The 340-nt window shown below is 36.8% G+C and carries 1 protein-coding gene; it reads right to left on the bottom strand.

Features of this window, described 5'->3' with window-relative positions:
* Nucleotides 1-208 (bottom strand): hypothetical protein (locus A9E74_RS13915; RefSeq protein ID WP_141696848.1); only part of this gene is annotated, 208 nt, incomplete at its 3' end.
* Nucleotides 209-340 lie beyond the last annotated feature (132 nt).

Below are 340 nucleotides of genomic sequence, written 5' to 3' on the forward strand. Positions count from 1 at the left end.
TGCGTAACTCTGTGGCTTTATCTTTATAGCCTTGAAAACTCTCAAGGTTAATCACCTTAATTCGATTATCGATTTCCGCATCAGCACCCGAGCCCCCTTTCAATGTAATGAGAGTGACATCATTTGTAAAAATGGCCTGGTTTGCAAACGCAATCGCACCTTTAATAGGTCCTGTCGGAATTAAAGATGGAATAACTAAAAAAATCATTTACAGGTGTGTTCCGCATTAGGTTTTTGATTAAAAGATTATGGTATCAACAGCACTTTTTCATATAGAACTACAATATTTTCGATACCGTATTTATCTGTATTTTGTTGAACTTTTTCTGGTGAAGGCGGG

Origin of the sequence: Methylophaga muralis (assembly GCF_001720165.1) — a bacterium.
Lineage (GTDB): Bacteria > Pseudomonadota > Gammaproteobacteria > Nitrosococcales > Methylophagaceae > Methylophaga > Methylophaga muralis.